We start from the raw sequence: 22,595 nt of genomic DNA on the forward strand, positions 1-22,595 counted from the left end.
GTGGAAGACAGGGAATTGTGTTTGGCTTTATGCTTGCTCATGGACTGGCCCTCGCTGCCGTTGGCTGTTCAAGAAACGCCACCGTGGCACTGTGATGCCTCGGCGGGGGCGAGTCCATTCAATTACAGAGGGACGGCGGCGTTCTGGCACCCTCCAGCGCCGCGGCCCAACTGTGAGCGGCCCTGTGCCGCGATTGGGCCCAACGGGCCCACAAAACCCATCACCGCGTCGTCCCAGGCCTCCCCGGCCAGCGAGGCCCGGCAATGCCCCAGACGATGACGCCAATCACCGGCGCCCCCACGATCCATAGGCCCCAGAGGCCTTTCTTCCACCCCTGTACCCCGCTGCCGAGAACGTTGACGAGTGCCCAGAGGTCGAACCCGAGTAGGATCAGGCCGACCAGCCCGTTGAACGTCGCACCCATACCGATGCCCCTGCGCCTGTCTTCGATCGCCACCCATGCCCCGTCATTCATCCCGGACAGGGAACCCTGGTGCTTCGGATCCGGCCCTACCTTGACAGTTCCTTCATCCGCCACGAGGTTTGCATGCCACCAGCCAATACCGACAGTGCCGTCGTCTCCACCCTGCGCAGCGCCTGGCGCGACCAGATCAAGACCACGCCCTGGCTGAGCGCCGGCCTGGGTGTGAGCCTGCTGGTGGTGCTGGCGCTATTGGGCGCGAGTATCTGGAATGCCTTCAGCGGCGACCATGCGCACAACCTGCACCTGGCGGCGCTGGGCGGTCTATCCGGGTTCGCCGCTACCGCGCTCGGCGCCGTGCTGGCCGTGGTGCTGCGCGATGTGAGCACGCGCAGCCAGGACGTGATGCTGGGCTTCGCAGCCGGCATGATGCTGGCCGCCAGTTCGTTCTCGCTGATCCTGCCGGGGCTGGAAGCGGCCCGGGAAATCACCGGCAGCGGTACCGGCGCCGCCTTCACGGTCGTCGTCGGCCTGGGCCTGGGCGTGCTGCTGATGCTCGGCCTGGAGCGTTTCACCCCCCATGAACACGAAAGCACCGGCCCGCTGGGTCCAGATGCCGATCGCATCAACCGTGTCTGGCTGTTCGTGCTGGCCATCACCTTGCACAACCTGCCCGAAGGCATGGCCATCGGCGTCAGCTTCACCAACGGCGACATGGCGGTCGGCCTGCCGTTGACCAGCGCCATCGCCATCCAGGACATCCCGGAGGGCCTGGCGGTCGCCCTGGCGCTGCGGGCCACGGGCTTGTCGAACTTCAAGGCGGCGATGGTGGCCATCGGTTCGGGCCTGATGGAGCCGCTGGGCGCGGTGATCGGTCTGGGGATCTCCACCGGCTTCGCCCTGGCCTACCCGATCAGCATGGGCCTGGCTGCTGGCGCGATGCTGTTCGTGGTCTCCCACGAGGTGATCCCGGAAACCCACCGCCATGGCCACCAGACCTCGGCCACCCTCGGGCTGATGGGCGGCTTCGCGGTGATGATGTTCCTCGACACGGCGCTGGGCTGAACCGGCCTCAGGCCTGGCGCAGGGCCTCGAGCGCCGGTGCGGCAGCGATGCCGACCTCTTCGCTTAGCGCCAGCACGCGCGCCAGGTCGTGCTGGCCGACCATGACCATCTGCAGTTCATCGTCGAGCGGCTGGCTGAAGTCGACCAGCACGTAGCCGCCCGCTTCCTTGTTCAAGGCGCCCAGCTGCACCTGGATCCGGTTCAGCGCGGTCAGTGGCTCGGTACGCGCCAACTGCTTGGCCTTGAGGTTCAGCGGCACGCTTTTGTCGAACGACGCCGCGATCTGCTCGTACAGGTCCTGATAGGTGTCGGCCTGAAACAGCACGGTGTCCGGCAGGCTGCCGACCACCACCCATTCGCCCAGCGGGATCGGGAAGCTGTCGTCGTAGTTGATGTCCGGGTTGGCCTCGAGGAAGGCGACCGGGTCGGCGTAGGCCTGGGCCGCCTCGTCGGCGATCCGCGCCATGTCCTCGTCGGGCATGCAGCCGGCGCCGACCAGGCGGATGAGTTCGAGCAGTGCGTGTTTCATGGTGGCCCCTTGCGAGCGACGAAAAAAGTCGCCAAGGATAGCCGCAAATGCCCGCTGCCGGTTAGTCGGCCAAGGCCTGCAACCGCGCAGCGGCCTGGCTCGCACCCATGGTCATGGCCGCAGCCAGTGCATTGGCACCACCGGCGTCGCGACGCGCGGGATCGGCGCCTTTCTCCAGCAAGTAGTCGAGCATTTCCACGCGGTCGAACATGGCCGCCAGCATCAGCGCCGTACGACCGTCGGCAGCACAGACATCGACCGGTACACCTTCTTCGAGCAGCAACTGGATCATCTGCAGGTCGCCCTTGAAAGCCGCCCCAGCGATCGGCAGCTGCCCACGGTCGTTGGCCATCAGCGGGTCGGCACCGTGCGTGAGCAGCACGCGAACCGCGTCATGGTGCCCGTGGTAGCTGGCCAGCATCAGCAAGGTATCGCCCTTGCCATTGCGCAGGTTGACCGGCAGCCCGCTGGTGATCAACCGTTCGAGCATCTCGGCATCCCCCACACGAGCCCGATCGAAGACCTGCTCGGCGAATTGCACCGCCTCTTCTTCGGTCATGGCGCGGCCGGCACCGGCTAGGGTCTGCGACGAATCGGTCATTTGTGTGCTCCTGGGCAATCGGGTCGAATGATTTAGGCAGCACGCCTGGGAGGATGGTTCCAAGCCGACGCGCCTGCCAGGCGTTGCAAAATGCACTGTGCAATTTGCATGACCATGCACTCTGCATGGCACACTGAAATTGTCACATAGTTAAGCTATTGATTTTAAAGGATATTTTTTTAGCAAAAAGCTGGCACGCTCGCTGCAATCCTCTACCCAGAATCTGCACACATCCATTTCGGGAGTTGGACATGAACCTCATTCAAGAGAAATTCGCTTCGGTATTCGCTGCCTACCAGGTCGCTACCCAGCCACGTCCCGATGGCGGTATCCTGCTGACCCTGCGCAGCGCCGACGGCAAAGTCACCCGCCGCGTCCTGTCCTACGGTCAGCTGCACAGCGCCGAGCAGCTGTCCTGGGCCATCAGCGCCATTCGCCGTGATCTGGCCGAACAAGCCAGCGAACTGCCGGTGATCAACATGCTGCAAAGCCAGCAACGCTTCGCCCTGCCTACCTACCGTTAATGACGGCCCGGGCCTCGTAAGGCACGCCAACGTTCATCAAATTTTCCCCGTGAACATCGGCCTGCCTTGCGAACGGCACGTCACCTCTTTCAGAGTGCCTCGATCCCAGGAAATTCCCTGGCCGTCTCGTCACCCGTGAACCGCGCCAAGGCGTCGCCTTCGCTACCGAACGCACGAATCGCCAGGCAGAACGGTCGCTCCCCCAGCTCTAGCCAGCGCCGCGCCTCTGCCGGTACGGTCAGCACATCGCCCTTTTCGCACAGCACCGACAGCACGCGGTCATCCAAACGCACGCTCAGCTCGGCGCGTCCGCTCAGCATCACGAACACCTCCTCGCCGGTGTGCACGTGTTCTTCGCGCCAGCCCAGCGAACCCTGGTCGACATCGTCCTGGTTGAGCAGCCGCAGCACGCTGCACCCCCGCTCGTGCGCCAGACGCTCGAACACGTCTGCGTGACGCGCCCTGACCTCGCCCTCTTCCGTCCCCGGCCGTACCGCCGCGTCGCTCGGCCAGTGCTCAAAGCGCAGTCCATGCTCGGCGAGGGTCGCCGCGATGTCTTCGTGATGGGTCAGGACCTTGTCCGGCATGGCCGGGCTGGACACCTGGAACACACTGAGGATGCTCATGCATTGCTCCTGCTTCGTTTCAGTCGAACGATCATGATGAAGGCAGCCAGCAGCGCCGCGCCGCTGGCCAGCCCGAAGGTCATGCCAGGCCCGAGCCGGGCCCAGCTGTAACCGGAATACAACGCGCCCAGAGCACCACCGGTCCCGGCCAGTGCCGCGTACAGGGCCTGGCCCTGGCCTTGCTGACGCGCGCCGAAGCTGCCTTGCACGAAGGCGATCGCCGCCGCGTGGAAGCAGCCGAAGGTGGCTGCGTGCAGCAGCTGGGCGAACAGCAGCACCGCCGGCACCTGCGCCAGCTCGCCCAGCAACAGCCAGCGTAGGGCCGCCAGCAGAAAACTGGCGCACAGCACCTGCTGCACCGAAAAGCGCTGAAATACCCGCGCCATGAGCAGGAACATCAGCACTTCGGCGACCACGCCCAGCGCCCACAGCAGGCCGATGGCGCCCCGGGTGTAGCCCAGGTGCTCCAGGTGCAGGGTGAGGAAGGTGTAGTACGGCCCGTGGCTGAACTGCATCAGCGCCACGCACCCGTAGAAGGCCAGGACGCCCGGCGCGGCCAGTTGCGCGAGAAAGCCGCCGACCGGCTGCCGCTCGGTCGGCTCGGGCGGCTGTGCGTTGGGCACCCAGAGGCTGGCGATGACGATACCGGCCATGATGAGCACCACCGCCAGCGGATAGACGTCGAGACTGAAACGCTCGAATAGCGCGCCCAGGCCGATCACCGCCAGGATGAACCCGATCGAGCCCCACAGACGCACTTGGCTGTAGCGGCCGGTCTGTCCCTGAAGGTGCGCCAGGGTGATGACCTCGAACTGCGGCAATACCGCGTGCCAGAAGAACGCGTGCAGGGCCATCACCAGCGCCAGCCAGGCATAGCTGGCGCCGAAGAAGATCAGTGCGAAACTGGCCAGGGTCGACAGCGCGCCCAGGCGCACGATCAGCAGGCGTTGGCCACTGCGGTCCCCCAGCCACCCCCACAGGTTCGGCGCGACACAGCGCATCAGCATGGGGATGGCCATCAGTTCGCCGATACGCGCCGGGGCGAACCCCAGGTGGTCGAAGTACAGCGCCAGGAACGGCGCCGTGGCGCCGAGCAGGGCGAAATAGAACAGGTAGAAACTGGACAGGCGCCAGTAAGGCAACGGCGCCATGGCTCAGCGCACCACGCGCCGGTCGCGCATCAGCGTAGCACCGGGGTCGACACCTGCACGTCGGCGTTCTGCCCGCGGTGACGCAGCAGGTGATCCATCAGCACGATGGCCATCATGGCCTCGGCGATCGGCGTGGCGCGGATGCCCACACACGGGTCGTGGCGGCCCTTGGTGATCATGTCCACCGGGTTGCCCTGGGTGTCGATCGAGCGGCCCGGCACGGTGATGCTCGAGGTCGGCTTGAGCGCCAGGTGCGCGACGATCGGCTGACCGGAAGAGATGCCACCGAGGATGCCGCCGGCGTTGTTGCTCAAAAAGCCGTCCGGGGTCAGTTCGTCGCGGTGCTCGGTGCCGCGCTGGGCGACGCTGGCGAAACCGGCGCCGATCTCCACGCCCTTGACCGCGTTGATGCTCATCAGCGCATGGGCCAGCTCGGCGTCCAGGCGGTCGAAGATCGGCTCGCCCAGGCCCGGCATCACGCCCTCGGCGACCACGGTGATCTTGGCGCCGACCGAATCCTGGTCACGGCGCAGTTGGTCCATGTAGGTCTCGAGTTCGGCGACCTTGTCCGGATCGGGGCAGAAGAAGGCGTTCTGCTCGACGCTGTCCCAGGTCTTGAACGGAATCTCGATCGGCCCGAGCTGGCTCATGTAGCCGCGCACCTGGATACCCTGGGTGGCGAGGAACTTCTTGGCGATCGCCCCGGCCGCCACGCGCATGGCGGTCTCGCGCGCCGAGCTGCGGCCACCGCCGCGGTAGTCGCGGGTGCCGTACTTGTGGTGGTAGGTGTAGTCGGCATGGGCCGGGCGGAACAGGTCCTTGATGGCCGAGTAGTCCTTGGACTTCTGATCGGTGTTGCGGATCAGCAGGCCGATCGAGCAGCCGGTGGTGCGACCTTCGAACACCCCGGAGAGGATCTCGACCTCGTCGGCCTCCTGGCGTTGGGTAGTGTGGCGGCTGGTGCCTGGCTTGCGGCGGTCCAGGTCGTGCTGCAGGTCGGCCAGGGTGATCTCCAGGCCCGGCGGGCAGCCGTCGACAATGGCGACCAACGCCGGACCATGGCTTTCGCCAGCGGTGGTGACAGTGAACAGCTTGCCAAAGGTATTGCCGGACATGCAGGACGCTCCGCGAATCAGCCTGGTTTGAACAAGGCCGCCAGTATACGCAGGCCTACCGGTGAGATCATCCCCAGGCGTCGTCCGCAGCGTCCCTGCGCGCCGTTCAGGCTGCGCTCGGTACACCGCCTGGCGAACGAACCTTGTGCCGCGGCGCCCGGTCCAAGCGCCATCCCACCTCTGGAAGCGGCCTGGCCGCGTTGGTATTCGATGAAGTCGCGCATGGTCGCCGTGTTCCTGTTGTGCTTCGCTGGCCTGGCCCAGGCCGCCTCCCCCACCGTCCTGCAACGTCCGATCAGCCTGGACACCGGGCAAGGTGTGCTGCACGGCAGCCTGCTGTTGCCCGAAAGCGATTCGCCACCCCCGGTGGCCCTGATCATTGCCGGTTCCGGACCGACCGACCGCAACGGCAACAACCCGGCCGGCGGCCGGGTCGACAACCTCAAGCGCCTGGCCCTGCTGCTGGCCAACGCGCACATCGCCAGCGTGCGCTACGACAAGCGCGGCGTGGCGGCCAGCCAACCGGCCACGCCGGACGAGCGCGACCTGAGCGTCGAGCGCTACGTGCAGGACGTGGTGGCCTGGGGGCAGACGCTCAAGGCCGACTCACGGTTCGGCCCGCTGATCCTGATCGGTCACAGCGAAGGCGCCTTGATCGCCAGCCTGGCCGCCGAGCCGGCTGGTGCCAGCGCCGTGATCACCCTGGCCGGCAGCGGCCGGCCGGTGGCGGACGTGCTGCGCGAACAACTGGCCCAGCGGCTGTCGCCTCGCCAGCTGGCCAAGGGCAACGCCTTGCTCGATCGCCTGCAGGCCGGCCAGACCAGCCTGGACGTGCCTGCGCCCCTGCGCCAGGTGTTTCGTCCCAGCGTGCAGCCCTACTTGATCAGCCTGTTCCGCCAGGACCCGGCTCAGGCCTTCGCCCGGCTGACGGTGCCCGCGCTGATCATCCAGGGCCGCAACGACGTGCAGGTCGACGTGGAGGACGCCGAGCGCCTGAAGGCCGCGCGGCCCGAGGCCGAGCTGGTGCTGATCGACGGCATGAACCACATGTTGCGCATCAGCCCACGGGACATGAGCCAGCAGCGCGAGAGCTACAACAACCCGGAACTGCCGCTGGCGCGGGAGTTGGGGGAGCGCGTGGTGGCGTTCATTCGCCAGGTCGTGGCGCCGTAGGCGTTCAGGTTTTGCGCCGGATGCCGATAGCAGGAGGATGGGTGGGCCGGGCCAAGACGTCCGGACGCCGCCCCGCCTGACCCCGAGGATCAACGGATGACCGATACCGAAACACCGCCTTCACCGGAGCCTGCCGCCCTGCCCTGGGCCGACGTGCACGCCGAGCACTTCCAACTGGTGCGCCTGGCGCCGCTGCCCACCCGCCACGACGGCACCCGGCCCCTGCGCTTCGTCGAAGTCGGGCATGCCGAGCGCCATGACCTGGCCTTCAGCCTGTTGCGCCTGGAAGTCCGCCTGCCTGGCCAGCGCGTGCACAAAACCCAGAACCGCCTGGACATCTGGGTCGACCACACCAGCAAATCCGTGCGCCTGGGCGCCGACCTCGACCTGCAACCGCTCGATCGCGGCCTGGGCCGCTTTCTGCTGGCCCAGGGCGTGGCTTGGCTGCAACGGCGCTGGTCGCACTATCGGGTGGAAAGCCGGGTACTGCCGCCCAGGGACGCCCTGCGCCCTGACGCCAAGCTGCGGCGTGACCACGTGCTGGAACGGCTCGGCATCGCCTTGATCGACGCCGACGGCCAGACGCCCGACCACACCGCCGAGCTGGACGTCGCCCAGCTCAAGGGCGGGTTCAACACCGAGCGGGTCCAGCGCGTGGACACCCTGGAAGCCGCCGGTCTGCTGCAACAGGCCGACGCCGATCTCCAGGCCCAGGAAGCGTCGCTGCGCGAGCGGGACGAGCGGGTCGCCCGCTACCAGCGCGAAGACGGCAGCCTGCGTTTCACCATCGCCTGCCTGGTGGCCTTCGCGGTGTTCCAGGCGGCGCTGCTGATCTGGATGGCGTCACGCTGAGGCCGCCTGCAACAGGCCTCGACGTGAAGGGCGCGGGTCAGACCCGCGACTGGAACAGTGCCTGATGGTCGCGGCACTGCTGGGCGGTCAGCATGAACACGCCGTGCCCGCCGCGCTCGAAGTCGAGCCAGGCGAAGTCCACCTCAGGATACAGCTCGGCCACGTGCACCTGGCTGTTGCCGACCTCGACGATCAGCAAGCCCTTGTCGGTCAGGTGATCGGCGGCCTCGGCCAGCATGCGCCGTACCAGGTCCAGGCCATCCTGCCCGCAGGCCAGGCCCAGCTCGGGCTCGTGGTGGTACTCGGCGGGCATGTCGGCGAAGTCTTCGGCATCGACGTACGGCGGGTTGGACAGGATCAGGTCGAAGCGCTGGCCCGGCAGGCCGCCGAAGCCATCGCCCTGCACGGTGTAGACCCGGCCTTCCAGGCCGTGACGCTCGATGTTGCGGTTGGCCACCTCCAGCGCGTCGAACGACAGGTCGGCCAGCGCCACTTCGGCCTCGGGGAACACGTCGGCGGCGACGATGCCGATGCAGCCTGAGCCGGTGCACAGGTCGAGGATGCGCGCCGGCTCCTGGGCCAGCCAGGGCTCGAAGCGCTTCTCGATCAGCTCGCCGATGGGCGAGCGTGGCACCAGCACGCGCTCGTCGACCAGGAACGACATGCCGCAGAACCACGCCTCGCCCAGGAGGTAGGCGGTCGGTACGCGCTCGTCGATGCGCCGCTTGATCAGGTGCAGCAGGCGCACGCGCTCGTCGTCCTCGAGCTGGCAGTCCAGGTAGCTGTCGGCGATCTCCCAGGGCAGGTGCACGGCGCCGAGCACCAGCAGGCGCGCCTCGTCCCAGGCGTTGTCGGCACCATGGCCGAAGAACAGGTCGTGTTCGTGGAAGCGGCTGACCGCCCAGCGGATGTGGTCGCGCAGCGTGCGCAGGCGGGATGTGATCACGAAGAACTCCTTATCAGACAGTCCGAAAGTCTAACAGCAGCCAGGTGCAAATGGTTCCCCGGACTGTCGGTGAGCCGGCTCCAGGCCAGGAAACGCGCTGCCTGCGCTGTCAAGCATTCCCAACGGCGTCGCGGCAGAGGACAATAGGCCACAAAAGCCCTAGCCAAGGAGCCATCGATGTCCGTTCCAACCACCATGTTCCGCCTGAGCGGCCGCGACTACCCGCCGGCCCGGCTGAACCAGGCCAGCCTCATCGTGATCGACGCCCAGAAGGAATACCTGAGCGGGCCGCTGGCGTTGTCGGGCATGGACGCGGCGGTCGCCAACATCGCCCGGCTGCTGGAGGCCGCGCGCAAGGCCGGACGCCCGATCGTCCACGTGCGCCACCTCGGTACCGTGGGCGGCCCGTTCGACCCGCAAGGCAGCCGTGGCGAATTCATCCCCGGGCTCGAGCCACGTGATGGCGAAACCGTCATCGAGAAACGCATGCCCAACGCGTTCAAGAACACTGCCCTGCACGAGACGCTCCAGGCGCTGGGTCACCTGGACCTCATCGTCTGCGGCTTCATGAGCCACTCGAGCGTCAGCACCACCGTGCGCCGCGCCAAGGACTACGGCTACCGCTGCACCTTGGTCGAGGATGCGTCGACCACCCGCGACCTGGCGTTCAAGGACGAGGTCATCCCGGCGGCGCAGATCCACCGCTGCGAGATGGCGGTGATGGCCGACAACTTCGCCTGTGTCGCGCCGACCGACAGCCTGATCTGACGCGTGACGACCGCTCGACGGCCGTGCGGAACGTCGGCTCGCGCCGGCGAGTCCCATGACCGGATACCCCGGAGGAGACCGGCATGAAACGCGCTGACCGCTTCGACACCCCTTCTTCGCGCACCTCGGGCCCTGGCGGCCGCAGTGCGCGCCTGGCGGCCGGCCTGTCGGCCATGGTCGCGACCTTGGGCATCCTCATGGCCATGGCCGGCGTCGCCGGCCTGCTGGGCAACTATGAGGCCTTCGCCGAACTCAACGCCAACCGCCCGCTGGCCAGCGTGCTGGTGGTGGCTGGCCTGCTGCTGCTCTGGCTGGGCGTGCGCGGCTGGCGCGTCAGCCGCCTGCGCCTGCGCCGTCGTCACGAACTGGGCCTGTCGCCTCACCTGACGAAAAAGCGCGGTTGAGCGCCGGACAGTCGCGTAAGATACGCCGCCTCAAGGCGTGGAGACCGGCATGCAAGACGATGATTTTTCCCTCTTCCGTGGGCAGATGCAGGGCGTGAAGCAGCTCCGTCACGACCGTGCGGACGTCGGCAAGCCCAAGGCCGACCGCCGGCAATTGGCCGGCCTGCGTCAGGCCGCGACGGTGCGCAGCGATCAACCGCTGGTGATCGACGGGCTGTCCGATCAGTTCGTGATCGACGTAGGCGCCGAGGATGAGCTGATGTGGCGCCGCGATGGCGTGCAGGAAACCCAGATACGCAAGCTCAAGCTGGGCCAGATCCCCTTCGAGGGCAGCCTGGACCTGCACGGCATGAGCGTCGAGAAGGCGCGTGAAACGCTGTGGGATTTCATCGCCGAAGCGACCAAGCTCGAAGTGCGCTGCGTGCGCGTCACCCACGGCAAGGCCGCGCGGCTCGATGGCAAGCGCCCGATGATCAAGAGCCACGTCAATACCTGGTTGCGTCAGCATCCCCAGGTGCTGGGGTTCGCCTCGTGCAGCGCGCGCCATGGGGGCACGGGTGCGGTTTACGTGATGCTCAAGCGCACCATGCTCGAAGGCCGCGACGAATGACGCCGCGCTTGCAGCGTCGCGCGCGCCGCCGTACCCTTCGCCTTTGCAAAAATTCCCACAGGTAGATCCATGTCCCTGGAACAGAACTACACCGAGATCCTCAGCCAGATCGGCGAGGACATCTCTCGCGAGGGCCTGCGCGACACGCCCAAGCGGGCAGCGAAGGCCATGCAGTACCTTTGCCGCGGTTATGAGCAAACCCTGGAAGAAGTCACCAACGGCGCGTTGTTCACCTCGGACAACAGCGAGATGGTGCTGGTTCGGGACATTGAGCTGTATTCGATGTGCGAGCATCACATGCTGCCGTTCATCGGCAAGGCCCACGTGGCCTACCTGCCCAAAGGCAAGGTACTGGGCCTGTCGAAGGTCGCACGCATCGTCGACATGTACGCCCGCCGCTTGCAGATCCAGGAAAACCTCAGCCGGCAGATCGCCGATGCGATCTCGCAGGTCACCGACGCCGCCGGCGTGGCCGTGGTCATCGAAGCCAAGCACATGTGCATGATGATGCGCGGTGTCGAAAAGCAGAACTCGGCGATGATCACCTCGGTCATGCTTGGCGAGTTCCGTCACAACGCGGCTACCCGCAGCGAGTTTCTCAGCCTGATCAAGTGACAGGCCCATGACGCCAGGCCTGCAGGGCCTGGTTCTTGCACCAGGAGTCATCGATGATCGTTAAAGCCCTGCGGGTCGGACTCGGCCAACTGATCGTGTTCGGCGACTGGGTCAGCCGCCCGGCCAAGCGCAAGCGTGACCCGGCCGCTCAGGCCCAGGTCGACCAGGCGGCCCGTCAGCTGTCGTTGTACCAGTTCCATGCCTGCCCGTTCTGCGTGAAGACGCGGCGTGCCCTGCACCGTCTGAACGTGCCGGTGGCGCTGCGCGATGCCAAGCAGGATCCCGTGCACCGCCAGGCGCTGCTCGAAGGCGGTGGGCGGGTGAAAGTGCCGTGCCTGCGGATCGACGAGGGTGACAAGACGACGTGGATGTATGAGTCCAAGGACATCATTGCGTATCTTGATGGGCGGTTTGCTGGGGTGTGAGGCGAGGGTGCTGAGGGTGAGGGGCTGACTGGCTGGGTGGGCGGCGCTGATGTTACGAGCCCGTTGGGCCCGATCACGGCCGGTCCGGCGCCCCGGCAGGGGCCGCTCCTACAGGGTCCGCAGCGCTGACCTGATCTGTCTGTGTAACGTTGCCCGGCCTTATAGCCAAACGCGGTTCCCGTAGGAGCGGCCCCTGCCGGGGCGCCGGACCGGCCGCGATCGGCCCCGCAGGGGCCGCCAGCCCTACACAACGATGACTCAGGCTTTACCTATCCCCGCCCGCCTCACCCGTGATTACGCGCAAACACCTCCGCCCCCATGGCCGCGATCTGCCCTTCGATCAAGGCATCGAACGGCCTGAGCAGCTCATCGAAGCACGCCGGCGCGTCCAGCACGTTCAGGGCCCGCGTCACGGCCTCGATGGTCGACAAGGCGCCCTCCCCGGGCGCCTTGCGCAGACGGTAGCGAGAAGGCGCGGCGTCATCCTTCAGGGTCACCCGCGGCAACGCTGCCAGCGCCGGGTTCAGGTACACCAGCTTGCGTGCCTTGCGCCATGTCCCGTCCGGTACCACCAGCAGCCAGGGCCGGTCGTCTGGGGTCGAGGGCTTCACCACCTCTGCCCCTTCCCCCGGAAACAGCAGGACGGGTCGATAGACCGGCGTGGCCAGCCAGTGAGGCAAGCGGTCGAACACTTCGCCCACCTCAAGCGCTGCATTCACCAACCCCAGGCTGGCCAGACGCGCCGTGTTCAACGCATGCCCGGCTTCGCTGGGGTGTTGCAGCAGCAGCACGCGCGTACGGCTTGGCAATCGAGGAATCAGCGGGCACAGGCAGTGATCGAGCGGCCTGAGGCAGCGCTCACAGCGGGGTCTTGGCATGGGTGTCTCTGGACGCGAGGCGGAAGCTGAGCGCCGCGAACGAATGCGGCTGGCTGTCAGCCGCTTGGCTGCAAGCTCTCAAAGCGCTGCATCTTAAAGCGCTGCAAGACTCATGGCGAGCCAAGCCTGGGCAGATAGGCTGCTTTACGCTTGCAGCTTGCGACGTGCAGCGACGCTACCTAACGTCGCTGCCCAGGGCGACGGCGCTTGTCATCGGTCGGAATCGGCACTGGCTGCAGCGGTGGCGGGACGAGACCCAACGCGACGGCCAGGTCATGGAGCCAGTTGTTCATACGGTTCTTCATAATGCCCCCTTTGACGGGTCAGGCTCACGGTCTAACGGCTCTGCGATGCTTTTTACAGACTGTAGCGGCGTCTCTGGATAAACGCGCTGACCTGTTCTTGCAGATTGTGCCGGGTATCACGCCGCTTGTGCGAGCCCCGGCGGTCGGCCAACTGTTTCACCTTGTTGCAACATGTACAGCACGTCCGCCACTGTCACGCCAACGTGCTCGACTTCCGTCAGATCGCGCCGTTGGACAGCTGAGGATCGGCGGTCACTTCCTTGAACACTTCCACGTCCAAGGCGTCGCCTTGTTTGTCGAGGGTGCGGCGTGGACGGTCGTCGCCCGGGATGCTGCTATCGATCGCGCTGAGCAGCCGAGAGCCCAGTTCGGTAAGCATCAGGCCGCCTGACTGGGCATCGCCTGTGGACGTCAGGTAGCCACGCTCGAGCAGCAGTGCCGTGTAGTCGCGGACTTGGGCATCGAGCTGGGTAACGTCACGGGCGGAACGCCCCTTGGCGGCCATGGCATCGACCAGCGCCTGCGAGTCGGTGTTGGGCGTCATGCGCTGGTTCGCGCCTTTTTGAATGTTCTGAAGCAGGTGTTCGATCAGATCCCAATCGTATTTTTTTTCTGTCGATTCAGTCATGGACGAAGTCTCCGTGGGTTCATGCATAGGACCGAGCGCCTGTGGAGGTTGTTCGATCTGATCGGAGGCCCTGGGGACGACTGACAGGTCTTTTTCATGGCCAATCACGCCAGATGACGGCGGCTCGTCCATCGACTTGGTGGTTTTCGTCGCCGTCCATGCAACCGAACAACCGAACTGAACGCGTCGGCGGCTCGAGGGGTCTGCTGCTTACACTTGAACAGGAGACTTTGCCATGCTCGATCTTCATTCCGATTCCAAGAACGTCCACGGCCTGGAACGCGCCGGCTCCCTGGCGGGCGGTGCACTGATGGTCAGCAAGGGCCTGCGCCAAGGCGGCTTGCTTGGCCTGCTGCAATTGGCAGTAGGTGGCCTGGCGCTGGCTCGCGGGTTCAGCGGCCATTGTGCAGCCAAGAGCTGGCTGCACCGTCAGACCCACGAGATGCATGGCCTGCGTGCCGACATCGAGGACAGCGCGGACAAACTGGTGCGCCTGAAAGACAAGGCTGTCGATACGGTGACCGAGAAGGCCGAGACAGGTGCAGACAAACTGTCCCGCCTGAAGGACAAAGCCGTCGATGCAGTCAGCGAAACGACCGTGACCGGTAACGAGACGCTGTCGAATCCGAAGCTGTAAACGACGAAAAGCGGTCGCCTGAGCGATCGCGGCGTCTGACAGACCATCGCCGGCAAGCCGGCTCCCACAGGTTCAGCTCAAGCCTTGCCTTGCATTGCAAGCACTGGCCCGCTGTGGGAGCCGGCTTCCTGGTTACCTCTACAACCTTCTACAGCTGCCGCCGCCAACCTGAAGTCCTACAGTTCTTGCTGCCAACCTGTGGGGCTTGCCCGCGATGAGTTCGAAGCCACCCGCTTCATCCCCACTGCCGCGCTAGTGCAGCACCGGCGCCTCCAGCACGCTCGAACCCCGCCCCAGCACCTGCTCGCTCAACTGCACGAACTCTTCCGTACTGACACTCGGCAGGCGCATCAATGCGCGGGTCACGTCATCCAGTGAACGCTTGTCATGGCTGTACACCCGAATCTCCTTGTCCAGCGCCTGCAACAGCAGCACACCACGCGCCACCTGCGCCGGGGTCGCCTGGTCGCCGCGCAGCGTCGTGACGCCCTCGGCCTCGGCATGGAGGCGACGCTGCAAGACGCGGTAGCGGTCATCGCTCAGACCCCCGGCCCGTTGCAGCACGGCCGTGGCGTAGTAGTCCACCAGGCTCTCCCCCAGCCAGTCACTGCGCTCGCGATCGCGTATCTGGGCGAAAGCCTCGACCAGGCCACGCAGCAATGGGCTGCTGCCATTCTCGTTGATCAGCGCACGCCCACTGTCGAGGTACAACGAGCGAGGCGCGGCCACGGCCATGCGGCGCATCGGGTCATGGGCGCCAACCACCAGCAGCTTGGGCAAGGGGCGTGGGAACACGGCCTGCAACTGGGGCCAGACGAAGGTCATCAAGGTCAGGGTGTCGAGGCGTCGCAGACCTTGCCCGCGCGGCGCGGCGATCGTCACGTCGGTCTCGCCCAGGCGTGCGCGTCGGCTGCCCAGGCTGCCTGCCAGCATCCAGCCCGTGGGCCGGTCGAAACGCCGCGACACGTCATCGATGCGAAAGCGCTGCTTGCCGATGCGCGGCCAGGCTGTCTCGATGCCTGTCCAGCCCTTGGGCAGCTCCACGCTCAGGCGCGCCACCAGTTCGACGCCGTCCTGCTGATCGAGTCGCGCCGGGGGCACCAGTTGCTCACCGCGAAACAGCGCCCAATGGGACGTGAGACGGCTTTCGTAGTCGCCATTGGCCGCTTGCTGGGTCAGGCGTACGCGATATGTCAGGCTGCTCTTGCCCGCCGCCGGCGCCCACAGACCTCGCTGGCCCTGAGGACCGAGCGTCCACTGTCCATCGCTTGCGAAGTCGCTGTAGGCACCCCGCTGCCCCAGGTTGAAGTCCAGGCCGCGCACGGCGCTGCCATCGGCCAGCGTCACCCGCACCTCGGCCTGACCGCTGCCGGGCAGCAGCCGGACGTGGTAGTCCAGGTCGACCTTGCGCGCCCAACTGGGGGCGCTGACGCACAGGCACAGCAACACCATCACTACACGATGCATTCGAAGCTCCCGTCGAGGCGAAAAGCGGAGGTCAGGCGTGCTCAGCTGGCGCGGAAGATCAGGTAGTCTTCCCAATCGTCTTCGGCCACGCTCTTTTCGCTGAGCATGCGGCCTGCCTGCGAAATGCGTTGCACGTGGACCTGGCTGCGGTCGCCGCAGACCAGGTGATGCCAGTTCGGCAGGTCCTTGCCCTCGCTGACCAGGCGGTAGCCGCAGGTGGCCGGCAGCCAGGTGAAGGCGTCGGCCTTGCCGGGCGTGAGCTGGATGCAGTCCGGGACGTGGGCGAAGCGTTGGGGGTAGTCACTGCACTGGCAGGTGCCCAGATCCAGCAGCTTGCAGGCCACACGCGTGTACCAGATGCTGTTGTCGTCCTCGTCCTCGAGCTTTTGCAGGCAGCACAGCCCACAGCCGTCGCAGAGCGATTCCCACTCCTGCGCGTCGAGTTGATCGAGGGTCTTGCGCCGCCAGAAGGGCGCGGTGTCAGCATTCATCACACGGGGTTCCTGCAGTGAGCTCGAAGGCCGCCAGGCGCGGCGGCGCCAGTCTAGAGCCTGATCGCGACCATTGCCAGACCGCTTGTCAGGGGTGGGGCAACCCAGTAGCGTGCGGGTTTGCCCACCGTTCCAGGAGCCTTCATGAGCGCCAATACCCGTATCGCCGACCATGCCATCGACGAGCTGTTCATCACCCGCTGGTCCCCGCGCGCCTTCAACGCCGAACCGATCAGCGAACAGACCGTGCTCACCTTCCTCGAAGCTGCGCGCTGGGCGCCCTCGGCCTACAACTCGCAACCGTGGCGCTTCCTCTACGCACGTCGCGACACGCCGAACTGGGCGCGCTACCTGGACCTGCTGGTGCCTTTCAACCGCGACTGGGCGCAGCACGCCTCGGCCCTGGTGGTGATCGTGTCCAAGACCACCTTCGCCGCGCCCGGCGCCACCGAAGAGAAACCGGCCCTGTGGCACACCTTCGACACCGGCGCGGCCTGGGCGCACCTGTCACTGCAAGCCAGCCTGAGCGGCTGGCACACCCACGGCATGGCCGGCTTCGACAAGGACCTGGCCCGTCGTGAGCTGAAGATCCCGGAGGGCTACGAAGTCCACGCGATGATCGCCATCGGCAAGCTGGGCGACAAGGTCAACCTGGCCGAAGCCCTGCAGGCCCGTGAAACCCCGAGCCCACGCCGCCCGCTGAGCGAGCTGGCGGCCGAAGGGGACTTTTCGTTGTGAGGTGGGGGGAAGTGGCGAGCTGCAAGCTGCAAGCTGCAAGCAAAAGCGATCCGCAGGGCCCATTAGTGCAGCGCTCGATGTCTGGACCGCTGTCGATAAACGTCAGCCCTGAGCATCCGCTTGAAGCTTGAAGCTTGAAGCTTGAAGCTTCTAGCGCTCGCCTTCCCCCTCAGTAACCCCGGCTGAAGTCGACCTCGCCCTGCAGCGGCTGGCCATGCTGGAAGGCGTGCAGGTTGTGCAGGAACAGCTGCGCCATGGCCGGCGGTGAGGTCGGGGCAGCGGTATGGCCGGTCAGCAGCAGGTTCGGCGTGCGCCAGAACGGATGATCGCCGGGCGGTGGTTCCTGGCGGCAGACGTCCAGTACGGCGGCGGCCAGTTGGCCTTCGCCAAGGGCTGCGCACAGGTCGGCATCGACCACCGAGGTCCCACGACCGGCGTTGATCAGCACGGCGCTGGGTTTGCAGCGGTGCAGCAACGTGGCGTCGTAGAGGTCGCGGGTCGCAGGCGTGTCGGGCAACAGGTTCAGGATGTAGTCGGCCTGGAGGATGCAGTCGGCCAGTGCGCTCAAGGGCGCGACCTGCTCGAACGGCGGCTGCTCACGTGCCTGGCTGGCGATGCCATGCAGGATGACGCCGAAAGGCTGCAGCTGCCGAGCGACCTGCTGGCCGATATCACCGATGCCAACGATCAGCACGGTACGCCCTTGCAGGGTACCGCCAGGGCGTGTATCCCACCGTCGTTCGGCCTGCGCGCGCGGCAAGGCCAGGAGTCGGCGTTCGTGAGCCAGCAGATGACCCAGCATGTACTCGGCCATGACCTGACCGAAAATACCGACGGCGCGGCTCAGGCGGTAGGTGCGCGGCAGGTCGGCGGCCAGCAGCGGCGTGATACCAGCCCAGGTGGACTGTATCCAGGCGGGGGGCGGCGCCTTGTGCAGAAGGTCGGCCAACAGGTCGGGCTGACCCAGCCAGATCGCGCAGTGGGCGGCGTGTTGGGCGAGTTCGGCAGGGTCTGCGCTGGCGGTGATGCGCAAGGTGGGGTTGGCGCTGGACAGCAGCTGGCTGTAGCGGGCGTGGTCGTGCTCGGCGATCAGGAGGCGCATGAGGGGGCTGCCTTTTCAGGAAACGAGGGCCGGGCAGAAGGGATTGGGGTGAGAGGAGGTCGTGCCGCGGCTGGGAGGTTGATCGTGGCGGATAAGGCGGGGATTGGCCAGCGGTTGGTGGGGCTGATTTTACGGGCCCTGCGGGCCCACAAAATTCTGAAATTCCCTTTAAATCAAAAAGATATTTTATGTGCTATGAGAGCGCCCCCCGCCGGGACGCCGGCCCGACCGCGATCGGGCCCGTAGGGCCCGCAAGACCCTTCAGGCGCCGATATTCAGACCGGATCGTTACGCCGCAACAGCTCATCCGGCAGATGCTCGATGTACTCGTCATCCGGCGGTGGCATCTGCAGGTGATACCCCTGCCCATCCAGGTTCTCCAGCACCTTGGCGATGTCTTCGCGGGCCAGCTTGCGCTCGGGCGACAGCACCAGGTCGAAGGCGTGCACCGGCGTGCCGAAGAACGGGATCAGGCCTTCTGGCACTTTTTCGAGGCCATCGGCCTTGAGCACGTATAGGTACATCTCGCGCTTGCGTGGGCTCTTGTAGATCGAGCAGATACGTTTCATCAGGATTCTCCAGTGCTGGCCAGGCTGTCGAGCAGGGCCTGGCCCATGCGCTCGCGACGCCAGCCGCGCAAGGCGTCGGGCAAGTGATAGGGGCCGTCGGGGTAGCCGCTCTTGAGCAGGGCCTCGAGGGCCTTCTTGCGCAACATCAGCTCCGGTGCGATGCCCAGCCGCTCGCCTTCGGCCTGGCCGATGGCGCGCAACCGCTTGAGCACGCCCGAGGCTTCGATCGGCAAGGGTTCGGGCAAGGGCTCCGGCCAGTGCTCGGGCGGCGTGGCGGCGGCCGTGCGGATCAGTTCGAGCAGGGTCTCGCCGTCCTGGCGCAGGGTACGCGGATGCATGTCCTCGATCTTGGCCAGCGCGGTCAGGTGGCTCGGCTGGCTCTTGGCCAACGGCCACAGCGAGTGCTCGCGCAGGATACGGTTGCGCGGCACGTCGCGGCTGCGCGCCTCGCGCTCACGCCAGGCGCACAGGGCACGCAGCACGGCCAGTTGCTGGCGCGAGAGCTTCCAGCCCAGCTTGACGTCGCGGTACAGCGACTCCGGCTCGACCTCGCGGCGCAGTTGCGCGACCAGTTCGGCGCCGTCATCCAGCACCCAGGCGAACTTGTCGTCCGACAGGCGAGGCCGCAAGGCGCTGAACAGCTCGGCCAGGTGCACGGCATCCTCGGCGGCGTAGCTGACCTGGGTGTCGGACAGGGGACGCTGCAACCAGTCGGAACGCGTCTCGCCCTTGGGCAGTTCCAGGCCCAGGACTGCCTGCACCAGGCGCGAGTAGCCCATCGAGAACCCGATGTTCAGGTAGCCGGCCGCCAACTGCGTGTCGAACAACGGCTGCGGCAGCTTGCCGGTCAGGCGCGACAGCACCTCGAGGTCTTCACTGCAGGCATGCAGCACCTTGACCACGGCCGGGTCTTCGAGCAGATCGGCCAGGGGTTGCCAGTCGTCGATCAGCAGCGGGTCGATGAGAAAGGCACAGCCTTCGTCACCGACCTGGATCAGGCCAGCCTTCGGGTAGAAGGTATCGACCCGCATGAATTCGGTGTCCAGTGCCACGAACGGGCGTCGGCGCCAGGCCCGGCAATGCTCGGCCAGACTCTGGTCGTCGCGTATCCAGTGTATTTCGATGGCCACAAGGTTCTCCCACAAACAGTGGCGCGCAGTATATACGGCGCGGGCCATGCACGGGAAACCGGGGCTACCCCGACAGGCAGGCCCTGCCCGTCGACCGCTGGCGCACCGACCGGACCGTTAGTGCGGCGGTAGGTGCAGCTTGACGTAGGTGTGCGGGTCCAGCTCGTGGATCTCGACGCTGAACTGCACGTCCACCTCGGCGATCGGGCCGATGGACTCGTGCAGCACCTCCAGCAGGGCACTGGACAGCTGTTTCTTCACCAAGGGGTGACGCCCGGCCATGATCGCCAGGCGAACATGGGCGAACCCGCGTGGCAGTGGCGAGGTGCCGACTCGAAAGTGAGAAACGGCCTGCGCCCGGCTCTTGATGTCCAGTTCGTCGGCGAACTGCCCGCTGGCGACCAGAGCTTGGTTCAGGCGCAGCAACAGCAGGTCCACCTTGAGATCGGTCAGGTTGGCGCTGTATTCGAGGTTCAAGTGCGGCATCAAGGACATCCCAGGCAATGAAGGCGTCCGCCAAGGCTAGCGCAAGATGGGAACCTCGCCAGGCAGCGGGTCTCAAACGTCATGATCCTGCCAATCCCTGAACGAGGTGAAGAGATGCCAGTCCCGCACGATCTGCTCGCTGACCTGCACGTGACCGAAGACGCCTTCCAGGCACTCATCGACAAGGATGCCGACCTGCATCGGCTGCACAAGGAGTACAACGCCAGTGACAAAGCCGTCATCACGGCAGAGAACAACGGCAGGTCTGACGACGAAGTCAGCCGCCTGCGCAAGGAACGGCTGTTGATCAAGGACAAGATCGAACGGCTGGTACACCCGCCCAAGGCGTGAACCTACCGACCCTCTGGCCAGGTGCCGCGCCCGCGGCGACGCTGGCCTGGGGTCTCGAAGGGATGGGGCAGCCAGCCACGATCGCCCCTTCCGCTACCGCCAGCTTTCTTTCACCGGCTCACGTCTGAAGCCCAGGATCAGCCGGCCCAGCAGCATCAGCACACTCTCCACCGCCAGCGCCAGCACGAAGCCCAGGCCGATGCCCCAACCGACCGCCTCGGGGACGAGCAGCACCTGGTAAGTGTAGCCCTCGAGCGTCTCGTCGCGCAGTTGAGGGTCCGGCGTCACCAGCACGTGCCACGTGCGGCTGGCCCAGGGGCCCTGCAGCTGTCGCCATTCTTCTTCCAGCACCTGATTACGCGTCAACAGGCTGTCGATGCTGTTGGCATCGCTGTTGAACACTGGATCGTCACTGGTGCGGTAATGCCGGACCAGCGCCTGCAGGTCCCCATTGAAGAAGCGTTGCGCAGTCTGCTGAAACCCTTTGAGCGCTTCGCGCGACTCGAGCAAATGGGCCTCGACCCGCTGCGTGTAGCTGTCGATGAAGCCTGGCACCTGGACACCGACCAGCAGGCCGGCGGTGAACAACAGCAAGCGAAGATAGCTTCTGAACATCAAACGGCTTCCCTGGGTTCAGCTCTGCCCGTGGGCGACGCACTCGCCATGCCGCCACAGGGCCCATTGACCTGGCGCGTAGCGCTGCCAGATCTCGTTCTCGGTCAGCGGTTCGGTGGCGATCACGGTGACCACGTCGTTGGGCGTGGTCTCTGACTGGAAATCGACGATCACGTCGACGTCCTTGAGCCGAGCCGGGCCGAACGGCGCGCGGCGCGTGATGTGGACCAGCTTGGTCGAACAGAAGCAGAACAACCAGTCGCCGTTGCTGAACAGGCAGTTGAACACGCCCTTGCCCCGATACTCCGCACAGGCTTCGACCAGCACCGGCAGCAGCTGTTCCACCTCCACCGGGTCAGGGAAGGCCGTGCGCACGCGGTTGAGCAGGTCGCAGAACGCCGCTTCGCTGTCGGTATCGCCCACCGGACGGTAGAAGCTGGTCGCCCCCTGGAACGCCGCCAACTGGCCATTGTGCGCGAAACACCAGTTGTGGCCCCACAGCTCACGCACGAAGGGGTGAGTGTTGGACAGGCAGACCCGGCCCACGTTGGCCTGACGGATGTGGCCGATGACCACTTCGCTCTTGATCGGGTAGCGCTGCACCAGGCTGGCGACTTCCGACTCGCTGCTGGCGGTCGGGTCCTGGAACAGGCGCAGGCCACGGCCTTCGTAGAAGGCGATGCCCCAGCCGTCGCGGTGCGGGCCGGTACGCCCGCCGCGCTGCATCAGGCCGGTGAAGCTGAAGACGATGTCGGTCGGGACGTTGGCGCTCATGCCCAGCAGTTCGCACATGGTCGGGGCGCTCGCTCAGAGACGGGGTTCGACGCGCCCGCCGGCGGGGGCCGGCGACGTGTCGCGGTAGCGATCCTGGCGATCGGCGACCAGCGAGGGCTCGGCGACCGTGGCGGCATGGGACTCGTCGGCGGCCGTCTGCGCGGCACGCTTGGCGTCCGCCTCGGCGCGTGCCTGGCGACGCTTGAGCCATGGCCAGCGGATCAGCGCGAACAGCCCGTACAGCACGAAGGCGATCATGCCGTACATGGCCAGGTCGGAGGCCGCACGCAAGGCGTTGTTGCCGACCTTGAAGGCCAGGTCCAGCACGACGATGGCGATGGCTGGCGCGAAGCTGTCCTTGGCCGGGTCGACGATGGTCGGGGTCAGCAGCAGGACCGCCAGCACGACCCGCAGGGGTTCGCGCAGCCAGCGCCACATCCAGCCCGTGAACACGAAGCCCACCAGCAGGCAGCCCAGGGCCGCGACGACGTAAAGGCCCCAGGCCAGCTGATAATCATGTTCGGTCATGGTGTATGGGTGCATGCCAGGCAAAGAGAGGCCTATGATAAACCCTTTTCGGCGCGCAGGCGCCCCCACGC

General features: G+C 66.1%; 32 protein-coding genes. 12 read left to right on the forward strand and 20 right to left on the reverse strand.

What is annotated here, in order from left to right:
* Window positions 1-220: 220 nt before the first annotated feature.
* The gene (locus tag G7007_RS15990; RefSeq protein WP_181103190.1) at window positions 221-424 is read right to left on the reverse strand and encodes a hypothetical protein; all 204 of its coding nucleotides are present in this window, start codon (window positions 422-424) and stop codon (window positions 221-223) included.
* A gap of 123 nt (window positions 425-547) precedes the next feature.
* Here G7007_RS15990 and G7007_RS15995 point away from each other — a divergent pair, with 123 nt between their 5' ends.
* Complete coding sequence (locus tag G7007_RS15995; protein ID WP_181103191.1) at window positions 548-1,486, forward strand: ZIP family metal transporter; 939 nt, start codon at window positions 548-550, stop codon at window positions 1,484-1,486.
* Window positions 1,487-1,493: 7 nt separating this feature from the next.
* Here G7007_RS15995 and G7007_RS16000 read toward each other — a convergent pair whose 3' ends face one another.
* Entirely contained in the window at window positions 1,494-2,015 is a 522-nt protein-coding gene (locus G7007_RS16000) for a hypothetical protein (RefSeq protein WP_181103192.1), read from the reverse strand.
* Window positions 2,016-2,076: 61 nt separating this feature from the next.
* Window positions 2,077-2,616: an ankyrin repeat domain-containing protein gene (locus tag G7007_RS16005; RefSeq protein ID WP_258198599.1), complete on the reverse strand. Its 540-nt coding sequence runs from the start codon at window positions 2,614-2,616 to the stop codon at window positions 2,077-2,079.
* 251 nt (window positions 2,617-2,867) lie between these two features.
* On the opposite strand from G7007_RS16005, the gene G7007_RS16010 reads away from it, so the two are divergent.
* Window positions 2,868-3,140, forward strand: a complete 273-nt coding sequence (locus G7007_RS16010) for a DUF3509 domain-containing protein (RefSeq protein WP_181103193.1) — start codon at window positions 2,868-2,870, stop codon at window positions 3,138-3,140.
* 89 nt (window positions 3,141-3,229) lie between these two features.
* On the opposite strand, the gene G7007_RS16015 is transcribed toward G7007_RS16010, so the two are convergent.
* Genes G7007_RS16015 through G7007_RS16030 form a run of 4 tightly spaced genes read right to left on the reverse strand, consistent with a single transcriptional unit; the run spans window position 3,230 to window position 6,256 of the window.
* On the reverse strand, window positions 3,230-3,766 hold the full coding sequence (locus G7007_RS16015) for an oxidase (RefSeq protein ID WP_181103194.1): 537 nt from the start codon (window positions 3,764-3,766) through the stop codon (window positions 3,230-3,232).
* Window positions 3,763-4,917: an MFS transporter gene (locus G7007_RS16020; RefSeq protein WP_181103195.1), complete on the reverse strand. Its 1,155-nt coding sequence runs from the start codon at window positions 4,915-4,917 to the stop codon at window positions 3,763-3,765. Before G7007_RS16020 ends, G7007_RS16015 begins: the two co-directional genes overlap by 4 nt.
* Window positions 4,918-4,946: 29 nt before the next feature.
* Window positions 4,947-6,032 (reverse strand): chorismate synthase, encoded by a 1,086-nt coding sequence (gene aroC, locus G7007_RS16025; RefSeq protein ID WP_181103197.1) that lies wholly within the window; start codon window positions 6,030-6,032, stop codon window positions 4,947-4,949.
* 17 nt (window positions 6,033-6,049) lie between these two features.
* A complete protein-coding gene (locus G7007_RS16030) occupies window positions 6,050-6,256 on the reverse strand; it encodes a hypothetical protein (protein WP_181103199.1) in 207 nt (68 codons plus the stop codon).
* Here G7007_RS16030 and G7007_RS16035 point away from each other — a divergent pair.
* Both G7007_RS16035 and G7007_RS16040 read left to right on the forward strand, forming a co-directional pair.
* On the forward strand, window positions 6,243-7,205 hold the full coding sequence (locus tag G7007_RS16035; RefSeq protein WP_181103201.1) for an alpha/beta hydrolase: 963 nt from the start codon (window positions 6,243-6,245) through the stop codon (window positions 7,203-7,205). The genes G7007_RS16030 and G7007_RS16035 overlap by 14 nt on opposite strands.
* A gap of 96 nt (window positions 7,206-7,301) precedes the next feature.
* Window positions 7,302-8,057 (forward strand): hypothetical protein, encoded by a 756-nt coding sequence (locus tag G7007_RS16040; protein ID WP_181103203.1) that lies wholly within the window; start codon window positions 7,302-7,304, stop codon window positions 8,055-8,057.
* Window positions 8,058-8,094: 37 nt separating this feature from the next.
* Here the strand turns inward: G7007_RS16040 and prmB are convergent, their stop codons facing one another.
* Window positions 8,095-9,003 (reverse strand): 50S ribosomal protein L3 N(5)-glutamine methyltransferase, encoded by a 909-nt coding sequence (gene prmB, locus G7007_RS16045; protein ID WP_181103205.1) that lies wholly within the window; start codon window positions 9,001-9,003, stop codon window positions 8,095-8,097.
* Between the two features lie 177 nt (window positions 9,004-9,180).
* On the opposite strand from prmB, the gene G7007_RS16050 reads away from it, so the two are divergent.
* From G7007_RS16050 to G7007_RS16070, 5 genes are all read left to right on the forward strand, one after another.
* Window positions 9,181-9,771, forward strand: a complete 591-nt coding sequence (locus G7007_RS16050) for a cysteine hydrolase family protein (RefSeq protein ID WP_181103207.1) — start codon at window positions 9,181-9,183, stop codon at window positions 9,769-9,771.
* A gap of 83 nt (window positions 9,772-9,854) precedes the next feature.
* Window positions 9,855-10,175: a hypothetical protein gene (locus tag G7007_RS16055; protein ID WP_181103209.1), complete on the forward strand. Its 321-nt coding sequence runs from the start codon at window positions 9,855-9,857 to the stop codon at window positions 10,173-10,175.
* A gap of 49 nt (window positions 10,176-10,224) precedes the next feature.
* A complete protein-coding gene (locus tag G7007_RS16060) occupies window positions 10,225-10,785 on the forward strand; it encodes a Smr/MutS family protein (protein WP_181103211.1) in 561 nt (186 codons plus the stop codon).
* Between the two features lie 69 nt (window positions 10,786-10,854).
* Window positions 10,855-11,400, forward strand: a complete 546-nt coding sequence (gene folE, locus G7007_RS16065) for a GTP cyclohydrolase I FolE (protein WP_181103213.1) — start codon at window positions 10,855-10,857, stop codon at window positions 11,398-11,400.
* Between the two features lie 53 nt (window positions 11,401-11,453).
* Window positions 11,454-11,825 (forward strand): glutaredoxin family protein, encoded by a 372-nt coding sequence (locus G7007_RS16070; protein ID WP_181103215.1) that lies wholly within the window; start codon window positions 11,454-11,456, stop codon window positions 11,823-11,825.
* 284 nt (window positions 11,826-12,109) lie between these two features.
* Here G7007_RS16070 and G7007_RS16075 read toward each other — a convergent pair whose 3' ends face one another.
* The 3 genes from G7007_RS16075 to G7007_RS16080 all read right to left on the reverse strand — a co-directional run bounded on the left by G7007_RS16075 (window position 12,110) and on the right by G7007_RS16080 (window position 13,636).
* Window positions 12,110-12,703 carry a tRNA-uridine aminocarboxypropyltransferase gene (locus G7007_RS16075; RefSeq protein WP_181103217.1) on the reverse strand — a complete coding sequence of 198 codons (594 nt, stop codon included), beginning with the start codon at window positions 12,701-12,703 and terminating at the stop codon, window positions 12,110-12,112.
* Between the two features lie 179 nt (window positions 12,704-12,882).
* The gene (locus tag G7007_RS22380) at window positions 12,883-13,008 is read right to left on the reverse strand and encodes a PA1414 family protein (RefSeq protein WP_308852303.1); all 126 of its coding nucleotides are present in this window, start codon (window positions 13,006-13,008) and stop codon (window positions 12,883-12,885) included.
* 217 nt (window positions 13,009-13,225) lie between these two features.
* On the reverse strand, window positions 13,226-13,636 hold the full coding sequence (locus tag G7007_RS16080) for a transcriptional regulator (RefSeq protein WP_181103219.1): 411 nt from the start codon (window positions 13,634-13,636) through the stop codon (window positions 13,226-13,228).
* A 235-nt stretch (window positions 13,637-13,871) separates the two neighbouring features.
* Between G7007_RS16080 and G7007_RS16085 the strand changes: the two genes are divergently transcribed.
* Window positions 13,872-14,273 carry a YgaP-like transmembrane domain gene (locus G7007_RS16085; RefSeq protein WP_181103221.1) on the forward strand — a complete coding sequence of 134 codons (402 nt, stop codon included), beginning with the start codon at window positions 13,872-13,874 and terminating at the stop codon, window positions 14,271-14,273.
* A 252-nt stretch (window positions 14,274-14,525) separates the two neighbouring features.
* Here G7007_RS16085 and G7007_RS16090 read toward each other — a convergent pair whose 3' ends face one another.
* Together G7007_RS16090 and G7007_RS16095 are read right to left on the reverse strand one after the other, a co-directional pair.
* The gene (locus G7007_RS16090; RefSeq protein ID WP_181103223.1) at window positions 14,526-15,740 is read right to left on the reverse strand and encodes a hypothetical protein; all 1,215 of its coding nucleotides are present in this window, start codon (window positions 15,738-15,740) and stop codon (window positions 14,526-14,528) included.
* A 41-nt stretch (window positions 15,741-15,781) separates the two neighbouring features.
* Complete coding sequence (locus G7007_RS16095) at window positions 15,782-16,231, reverse strand: YcgN family cysteine cluster protein (protein ID WP_181103225.1); 450 nt, start codon at window positions 16,229-16,231, stop codon at window positions 15,782-15,784.
* A 144-nt stretch (window positions 16,232-16,375) separates the two neighbouring features.
* Here G7007_RS16095 and G7007_RS16100 point away from each other — a divergent pair, with 144 nt between their 5' ends.
* Complete coding sequence (locus tag G7007_RS16100; RefSeq protein WP_181103227.1) at window positions 16,376-16,969, forward strand: nitroreductase family protein; 594 nt, start codon at window positions 16,376-16,378, stop codon at window positions 16,967-16,969.
* Between the two features lie 169 nt (window positions 16,970-17,138).
* Here G7007_RS16100 and G7007_RS16105 read toward each other — a convergent pair whose 3' ends face one another.
* The 4 genes from G7007_RS16105 to G7007_RS16120 form a co-directional block, all read right to left on the reverse strand.
* Window positions 17,139-18,071, reverse strand: a complete 933-nt coding sequence (locus tag G7007_RS16105; protein ID WP_181103229.1) for a D-2-hydroxyacid dehydrogenase — start codon at window positions 18,069-18,071, stop codon at window positions 17,139-17,141.
* 275 nt (window positions 18,072-18,346) lie between these two features.
* The gene (locus G7007_RS16110; protein ID WP_060394577.1) at window positions 18,347-18,640 is read right to left on the reverse strand and encodes a YcgL domain-containing protein; all 294 of its coding nucleotides are present in this window, start codon (window positions 18,638-18,640) and stop codon (window positions 18,347-18,349) included.
* Window positions 18,640-19,770, reverse strand: a complete 1,131-nt coding sequence (gene rnd / locus G7007_RS16115; RefSeq protein ID WP_181103231.1) for a ribonuclease D — start codon at window positions 19,768-19,770, stop codon at window positions 18,640-18,642. The genes G7007_RS16110 and rnd overlap by 1 nt, the downstream gene beginning before the upstream one ends.
* A gap of 117 nt (window positions 19,771-19,887) precedes the next feature.
* Complete coding sequence (locus G7007_RS16120) at window positions 19,888-20,256, reverse strand: 5-carboxymethyl-2-hydroxymuconate Delta-isomerase (protein WP_181103232.1); 369 nt, start codon at window positions 20,254-20,256, stop codon at window positions 19,888-19,890.
* A 114-nt stretch (window positions 20,257-20,370) separates the two neighbouring features.
* Here G7007_RS16120 and G7007_RS16125 point away from each other — a divergent pair, with 114 nt between their 5' ends.
* Entirely contained in the window at window positions 20,371-20,607 is a 237-nt protein-coding gene (locus tag G7007_RS16125) for a YdcH family protein (RefSeq protein ID WP_181103234.1), read from the forward strand.
* Window positions 20,608-20,700: 93 nt separating this feature from the next.
* Here the strand turns inward: G7007_RS16125 and G7007_RS16130 are convergent, their stop codons facing one another.
* Genes G7007_RS16130 through G7007_RS16140 form a run of 3 tightly spaced genes read right to left on the reverse strand, consistent with a single transcriptional unit; the run spans window position 20,701 to window position 22,524 of the window.
* The gene (locus G7007_RS16130; RefSeq protein WP_181103236.1) at window positions 20,701-21,222 is read right to left on the reverse strand and encodes a DUF2937 family protein; all 522 of its coding nucleotides are present in this window, start codon (window positions 21,220-21,222) and stop codon (window positions 20,701-20,703) included.
* An 18-nt stretch (window positions 21,223-21,240) separates the two neighbouring features.
* On the reverse strand, window positions 21,241-22,014 hold the full coding sequence (locus tag G7007_RS16135; protein ID WP_181103238.1) for a class II glutamine amidotransferase: 774 nt from the start codon (window positions 22,012-22,014) through the stop codon (window positions 21,241-21,243).
* A 15-nt stretch (window positions 22,015-22,029) separates the two neighbouring features.
* Entirely contained in the window at window positions 22,030-22,524 is a 495-nt protein-coding gene (locus G7007_RS16140; protein ID WP_181103240.1) for an MFS transporter, read from the reverse strand.
* Window positions 22,525-22,595: the final 71 nt, after the last annotated feature.

It is taken from the genome of Pseudomonas entomophila (assembly GCF_013523125.1).
In the GTDB taxonomy this organism is placed as follows: domain Bacteria; phylum Pseudomonadota; class Gammaproteobacteria; order Pseudomonadales; family Pseudomonadaceae; genus Aquipseudomonas; species Aquipseudomonas entomophila_B.